Raw genomic sequence first — 6,559 nt, forward strand, 5'->3', positions numbered from 1 at the left:
GGTGCCCCTGCGATCCCAAGTCCGGCGACCCGTGGGCCGGTTGTCGCAGTGATGGGTCGCATCGAAGGGACGCAGATGGAGCTAACCGGTACCGGTCGCAGGCCCGGACGCCCGGCCGGACCGGCCGGAGCGCTCTTCGAGCTGGTCCAGCGCTGTCGCCCGGAACGCTTCGAGGCCTTCGGTGAGCCGGGCGACGTCCGCCGAGGACATCTGCTCCAACACGGCCCGCACCTCGCGCGCGCGGTGGTCCCGGAGTTCGCGCAGCACCTGCTCACCGAGCGGGCTGAGGCCGACCTCGACCTCGCGCCGGCTCGTCGAGCTCGGCACTCTGCGGATCAGGCCGACTGCCTCCATCCGGTCACACAGACGGCTGACCGAGGAGGGACGCGAGGCCAGGGCGTCACCGAGCGAGCGAAGATTCATGGACCCGCCCTGCTCGATCACGATCAGGGCCCGTAGCTGAGAGGGCGGTACCGGTCCGGACGGCGCGGACTCCTGCCCTCGGCCCCACAGGAGTTCGAGGAGCTCCGAGACGGCGTCGAGCGTGTGCGCGGCTTCGTCTCGGGAGACGGGTGGACGGATCGAGCGAGGCACCGATCCACCTTGTCATCTCCTGAAGGCCATTACCAGCCGCGCCGGTCCCCGGAGCCCTCGGAACAGACCACTGCGACCACGCAGACCCACTCGCACGACAACCGCACGAGAAAGTCATCACGACCGTGACCTCTGTGAACGACGTCGACAGAGCCCTGCGCGCGGCCCCGCCGCACGCACTGCTCGACACCCTGCGCCCCCTCCTGACGGATGTCTGGGGGGCGATCGACGCCGACCTGCTGCTGGCGGACTACGGGATGACCGTGCTCCAGCCGGTCGAGGAGCCCGGCGACCCCGCGCGTGCCGTGTCCCTGCACAACAGCCCCGAGAGCCGGGCCTTCGGCAGTCAGGAGCCGCACGAGGAGCGCCCCCGGAACACCGAACGGACGCGTCTGCATCTGCCGGTCTCCGCCCGGGGCGAGCGCCTGGGCATCCTCACCCTCCTGCTGCCTCCGGGGCCCGTGGACCCCGCGCTGACCGACGAGCTGGTGCAGGTCGCCGATCTGCTGGGCCACGCGATCGTCGTGGCCGAACGGGACACCGACGTCTACCGGCAGGCCCGGCGGGTCGGCCGGCTGACGCTGGCCGCCGAAATGCAGTGGGAGCTGCTCCCGGGCCGGGCCTGTGCCCGCGAGGAGTTCGCCGTCGGCGCCCAGCTGGAGCCCGCGTACGCGGTGCGCGGGGACAACTTCGACTGGTCCTCGGACGCGCACCGGCTCACCCTGTCGATCATCAACGGGATGGGGGACGGAATCCACGCGTCCTTGCTGACCCATCTGGCCGTCGGCGCCCTGCGCAACGCCCGCCGCGCCGGGCTGCCGGTCGCCGACCAGGCCAGACTCGCCGACCAGGCCCTGTACGCACAGCACCACGGCGACCAGCACGTGTCGGCGCTGCTGCTCTCCTTCGACCTCGTCACCGGCAGCGCGCTCGCGGTGGACGCGGGCTCGCCCCGGATGTGGCGCCGACGGGGTACGGCCGTGGAGCGGATCGAGCTGGAGGCGCAGCTGCCGCTCGGCATGTTCGAGGAGTCGGACTACGTGGCGCAGGAGTTCGACGTCCTGCCCGGTGACCGACTCCTGGTCGTGAGCGACGGTGTGTACGACGCCCTGTCCCCGCTGGGCGAGGTCTTCGGGGAGCGGGCACTGGCCCGTGCCGTGTCGGCCACCGCCCTGCTGCCCGCCGCCGACGTACCGCGCGCCGTCCTCGACGAGCTGTCCCGCTACCGCGTCACCGAGCCGCTGGACGACGCGCTGATCGTGTGTCTCGACTGGTCCGGCAGACCGGTCGGCACACCGTCCGGCTGACACCGAGCCCGGGTCCAGCCGCCGAAATGGCGGCGGCCAAGGCGCATTCCCCGGTCCGCACGGGGCACCCGGACCGGGCGGGATCCGGCCGACGGCGGCCGGGGCCCGAAGGCCCGGAGGTGGACGGTGGACTGGTGGATGTGGCTGGTCGTCGTGGTCGCGGCCCTGGTGCTGCTGAGCGTGGCGGCTGTCTGGGTGCAGACGAGCAGACGGTCGGGGACCGTCATCGCCGTGCGGCGCGGGCACCGGTTCGGAAAGCGGGAGGTGCGATGAGCGAGTTGATGTCCGTGCGCGACCTCGGTGGACGACCGGTGGTCACCCTGGGCGGTGAGGCGGTGGCGCGGGTCAAGGACACCGTCTTCGACGGGCCCGCGGGACGTGTCACCGGCTTCACGCTCAACGGCCGGGGGCTGCTCGCGGGCCCGTTGAAGCAGAGCCTGCCGTGGAGCGCGGTCCACTCACTGGGCCGCGACGCAGTCATGATCCTCGGCCGGGAGGTCCTCGCCGAACCGGCCGCGGTGATCGCTCGGGACGAGGCGGCACACGGCCGGGTGCTGGGCGCCAAGGTGCTCACGGACGGGGGCACGGAGGTCGGAACCGTGCTGGACCTCGTCGTCCAGGCCGGTATCAGCGGGCGCGTGGTGGGGTTCCGGATCGCCGCCCGCCAGTCCTTGGAGTCCGGTTCGAAGCGCCGCCGCCGCAAGGTGTACGTCCCCCGGGGCGAGACGCTCGCCGTGTCGGGACAGGCACTTGTCATCCCCGCGGACGCGACCCGCTTCGTCGCGGACGACCTGGCCGGTTTCGCCGCCCAGGTCGAGGCGTTCCGGCTCCGGGACACCGCTGACCGGACGGAACCCACACCGTGACGCTGTTCACCCGGATCCGCGGCCTGCCGGTCGTCACACTCGGCGAGGCGAACGAGCTCGGCGTCGTCAAGTCGCTCACGATCGATGTCGCATCGGGGCTGGTCGGCCAGGTGCGGCTGTCGCCGGCCCGGGGTCGCGAAGAGATCGCGATCGACTGGAGCGCCTTGCACGTGATCGGCCCGGACGCCGTTCTCGTCCGGTCGGACACCGCTCTGGACACCGCCCCTCCCCCGGCGCCCGTGGAAGTCCTGGGCGTCCGGGTCCTGACAGAGGACGGGGACGAGCGCGGCACCGTGCGGGACATCGCCTTCCACCCGGTCACCGGCCGCGTCGAGAAGATGTGCACGGCCCTGGGCGACATCCCGGGCGACCGGCTGATCGGGCTCGGGGACTACGCCCTGGTCGTACGGACCGACTGAGTCGCCTCAGTACCCATGAGGCGTCAGGGCCGACTCCGGAACGCCGTAGGACGACGAGGTGTCCGCCGTCGCGGCGCCCGCACTCGCCGTGGCGCCGGTGGTCGTGCCGGAGGGCGTGAGGCCGGAGTACGGCCCCGACTCCGATGCCGTCGTGGGAGGTTCGGAGGAGGGGTGATCCGGATCCGATGACGCGGAGGCGGGCGGAGACGATACATCGGCCGCCGGCGCATCGGACGACGCCGAAGACGACGAGGACGGGGCTGACGAGGAGTAGAAGGAGGAAGGGGAGGAAGAGGACGACGGCGGGGACTTCGGCGACGGAGACTTCGGTGACGCCGACGACACGCTCACCGCGGGGGACGGCTTCGCCGGAGGGTACGTCCTCTCGTCCCGGCGGCCGTCGGTGTCGCCCCGGTGACGGCCGACCCATTCATCGCGGTGGGGATCGTAGATGACGAAGACGTCGATGGTGGTCGTTGCGGGCACGACGACCACCACGTTCTGTGGCCGGTACGAGGGCCAGGTGTCACCCGTCCGCCTGGGCACGGTCTGCTGCGCGACCGCCGGGGTCAACGGGTTCCCGCAGGCACAGCGCACGCGCGGCACCCCGTGGCCGTCGACGAGGACCGCCGTGCCCGTCTGGAGCACCGCCTGGTAGCTGGTGGCCGCGCCGCCCCGGTAGCCGTGGTTGGTGACGCGGGTGTCCATCCGCAGCTGTACGGGGGTGAGCGAACGCAAGTAGGCAGGGACCGCGGTGGGCCGGACGCCCTCCACGGAGGCGAACGCCTTGTTCTTCGCCGGTTCCGCCTGGAGCGCCTCGATCTGCTTCTCCACATCGCAACTCGCGGTGTTGCGGGTGCCGCCGTAGAGCCCGGGCGCGGAACCCGACACGCCGCGCGTCACATTGGCGGACTCCGGCATGTTCGCCGCGGGTGTCACCGGCGCGGTGGAACTGTCCTTCGCCGTCGACTCCGTGAACGGGTCGGGACCCGGTTTGTTCGCGGCCTGCAGGAACAACTCACCGCCCGACGCCGTGCCGGACGTGCCGCCCGAGCGGGTGAGGACGACACCGAGCACCACCCCGGCCACCACGACCCCGGTGATCAACGCCATCCTCGGCGCCGACTTCCACCAGGGGTGGGCCGGGCCGCCGCCGTGACCGGGCGGACCGCCGGGACCGCCGCCTCCTGAACCGCCCGCGCCCGGCGGTCCGGGTGGCGGACCGCTCGGCGGTGGCGCGAGCGGGCGGCCGATCCCCTGGGTCGGAGCGTGGTCGGAGGCGCCCGGCCGGGGGGAGCCCGACAGCGGGCCCGACGGGGGTCCGGTGGGCCGGTCGGGGAACGACGGGTCGACGCTCACGAACTCTTCTTCCGGGCGTAGGGATCTCGCAGCGTTGCACGCGTTATATGCCGGTTCGTTCAGGAACGAGCCCATTGTGTGCTCCGGTCGGGTGTCTCCCGCAAGCTGACGCGGTCGGCCCTCCCGACGAGCGGTGGCCCCCGGTGCTGCTTAGCGTGGCAGCGTGAGCCCGCAGACACCGTCCGACCAGGTCGTCGCCGCTCCAGGCGAGCGGACGGCCGCCCGCCACGGCTGGGTCCAGGCCCTCCTGGCGGTGGTGGCCGGGGTGATCGTCATGCTCGCGGTCGCCGCTCTCGGGCTGTGGGGGGCCGGTGCCACGGATCTGCCCGAGCACGCCTACCCCCGGGTCGTCGCGGCCTCCGTCGTGACCGCGGTCGGCGGCACCATCGAGTTCGCGGGTGACGCGGGCGTGATCGCCGACACCCGGGCGGGACTGACGGTGATCCCCCTGTCGGTCACGCTCGCCGGGGCCCTGGTGATCGCCGCCGGGTTCCTGCGGCCGCTGCGGCACCGGGCCGTCGCGGGCGCCCCCGAGTTGGCCGGCTGGGCCGCCAGGATCGCGGTCCTGTGGCTGCCGGCCCTCCTCGGACTCGCGCTCTACTCCCACCAGAACTTCAAGATCTCCCTCGGTACCGGGACGATCAGCGACATCGGCGACCTCATCGGGGTCTCGCCCGAGGTGGGCTTCAAGACAGCCGTGCCGGTGACGCTGCTCTACGGGGTGCTGTGGCTCGCGGGTGTCCTCGTTCTCGCCCTGCTGGTGTCGCGCGGCGCCCCGCTCCCGGCCCGGCTGCTGCGCTTCCAGGAGTCGGTGCGCCCGGCCGCGTACGCCATGGTCGTACTGCTCCTCGCCTGCGTCGCCGTGGGAGCGGTCGTCGCGCTGGTGGTGGCCGCGACACGCGGGCACGTACCCGAGACCTTCGCGGTGATCTTCCTCGGGCTGCCCAACCTCGCCTGGCTCGCCTTCACGATCGGTCTGGGCTCCACCTGGAGGGGGCGGGTGGACGGGCCGTTCGGGCTGCCCATGCCGCACGTCCTCGACCAGGTGCTGCGCACCCCGGACGTCTCCACGGTCAACCTGCGCACCCTGGGCCACTACGACGGCAGGGTGTGGTGGCTGCTGGTCGTCGACGCGCTGCTGCTCCTGGGCGCCGCGTTTCTGATGGCCGCCCGCTCACCGGCCCGGATGCGGGCCTGGCAGCACGCCGTCCGCATGGCCCTCGCGCTGGCGCTCACCGTGCTCATGATCTGCCTGGTCGGCAGGATCTCGGCGCACTACGCCCTGTCGCTCATCGGCATCGGTGACGCCGGCGGCGGCCTCGCGGGCGAGCTCTTCCTCAAGCCGAAACTCTGGAGCGCGCTCGGACTCGCCGTCGTGTGGGGCCTGGTGACCGGGTTCCTTGGCGCCCTACTGGCAAGGGGAGTCCGCCGAAAGGGCGAGGTCGTGCAGGACACGGTCGGCTAGGACGGACCCCGGCCGCCAGGGCGGTTGTCTCCCGGGCTGTCAGCGGTCACGCGGCTCGTCCGGCACCTCCGGGACGAGACGTGTCGGTTCATGGCCGTCGGGTGCCCGTACGACACCGGTGCGGGCCCGTCCCGGAGCACTCCCGTTCCGCTCCGGAGCCGCCGGTTCGTCCGCGACCGCGTACGTGCTCAGCCGCGTCCCGTCGGTGTACACCCAGCGCTCGTGCTCGGCGTCGTACAGCCAGAGGGACTCGCCGTCGACGACCACCCCGATCCGCTGCCCGCGCGTGATGCCGCGGAAGGACGCCCCGTCCAGCCGCCCGGCCGCCAGGTCCTCCGCCGCGCTCCGGTAGCGGATGAGGGCCTGCTCGACGCGGGCGAGGAGCGGGCGCGGGTCGGCCGTTCGGGTGAGGGAGCCGCCCTCCGCGGGCGGCGGCTGCGGTACGGCGACCAGCGAACTGCCCGACGGAGCAACGCTGTTGAGTGTCGGTGACCTCACAGGGCAGGGCGTCACCGTCGCCTCGGGCATGGCGATGCTGCTCGGCGCCCT

Annotated in this window: 7 protein-coding genes and 1 pseudogene; 5 read left to right on the plus strand and 3 right to left on the minus strand. The window is 72.6% G+C overall.

What is annotated here, in order from left to right; all coding sequences use genetic code 11:
• Nucleotides 1-81: 81 nt before the first annotated feature.
• Nucleotides 82-594 (minus strand): MarR family transcriptional regulator, encoded by a 513-nt coding sequence (locus ABZ656_RS38410; RefSeq protein ID WP_360274503.1) that lies wholly within the window; start codon nt 592-594, stop codon nt 82-84.
• 125 nt (nt 595-719) lie between these two features.
• Between ABZ656_RS38410 and ABZ656_RS38415 the strand changes: the two genes are divergently transcribed.
• The 4 genes from ABZ656_RS38415 (at nt 720) to ABZ656_RS38430 (ending at nt 3,186) form a co-directional block, all read left to right on the plus strand.
• Nucleotides 720-1,901, plus strand: a complete 1,182-nt coding sequence (locus ABZ656_RS38415; RefSeq protein ID WP_360274506.1) for a PP2C family protein-serine/threonine phosphatase — start codon at nt 720-722, stop codon at nt 1,899-1,901.
• Between the two features lie 126 nt (nt 1,902-2,027).
• Complete coding sequence (locus tag ABZ656_RS38420) at nt 2,028-2,174, plus strand: hypothetical protein (protein ID WP_180362681.1); 147 nt, start codon at nt 2,028-2,030, stop codon at nt 2,172-2,174.
• Nucleotides 2,171-2,767, plus strand: a complete 597-nt coding sequence (locus tag ABZ656_RS38425) for a PRC-barrel domain-containing protein (protein ID WP_101407164.1) — start codon at nt 2,171-2,173, stop codon at nt 2,765-2,767. The genes ABZ656_RS38420 and ABZ656_RS38425 overlap by 4 nt, the downstream gene beginning before the upstream one ends.
• On the plus strand, nt 2,764-3,186 hold the full coding sequence (locus ABZ656_RS38430; RefSeq protein ID WP_360274509.1) for a PRC-barrel domain-containing protein: 423 nt from the start codon (nt 2,764-2,766) through the stop codon (nt 3,184-3,186). The genes ABZ656_RS38425 and ABZ656_RS38430 overlap by 4 nt, the downstream gene beginning before the upstream one ends.
• Nucleotides 3,187-3,192: 6 nt before the next feature.
• Here the strand turns inward: ABZ656_RS38430 and ABZ656_RS38435 are convergent, their stop codons facing one another.
• Nucleotides 3,193-4,545, minus strand: coding sequence for a DUF6777 domain-containing protein (locus tag ABZ656_RS38435; RefSeq protein WP_360274512.1), 1,353 nt, complete (start codon nt 4,543-4,545; stop codon nt 3,193-3,195).
• 163 nt (nt 4,546-4,708) lie between these two features.
• Between ABZ656_RS38435 and ABZ656_RS38440 the strand changes: the two genes are divergently transcribed.
• On the plus strand, nt 4,709-6,010 hold the full coding sequence (locus tag ABZ656_RS38440) for a streptophobe family protein (RefSeq protein ID WP_101407167.1): 1,302 nt from the start codon (nt 4,709-4,711) through the stop codon (nt 6,008-6,010).
• Nucleotides 6,011-6,049: 39 nt separating this feature from the next.
• Here the strand turns inward: ABZ656_RS38440 and ABZ656_RS38445 are convergent.
• Nucleotides 6,050-6,559 (minus strand): annotated as a pseudogene (locus ABZ656_RS38445) (hypothetical protein); the annotation flags it as partial.

The sequence above is a fragment of the Streptomyces sp. NPDC007095 genome, from assembly GCF_040634475.1.
GTDB lineage: Bacteria > Actinomycetota > Actinomycetes > Streptomycetales > Streptomycetaceae > Streptomyces.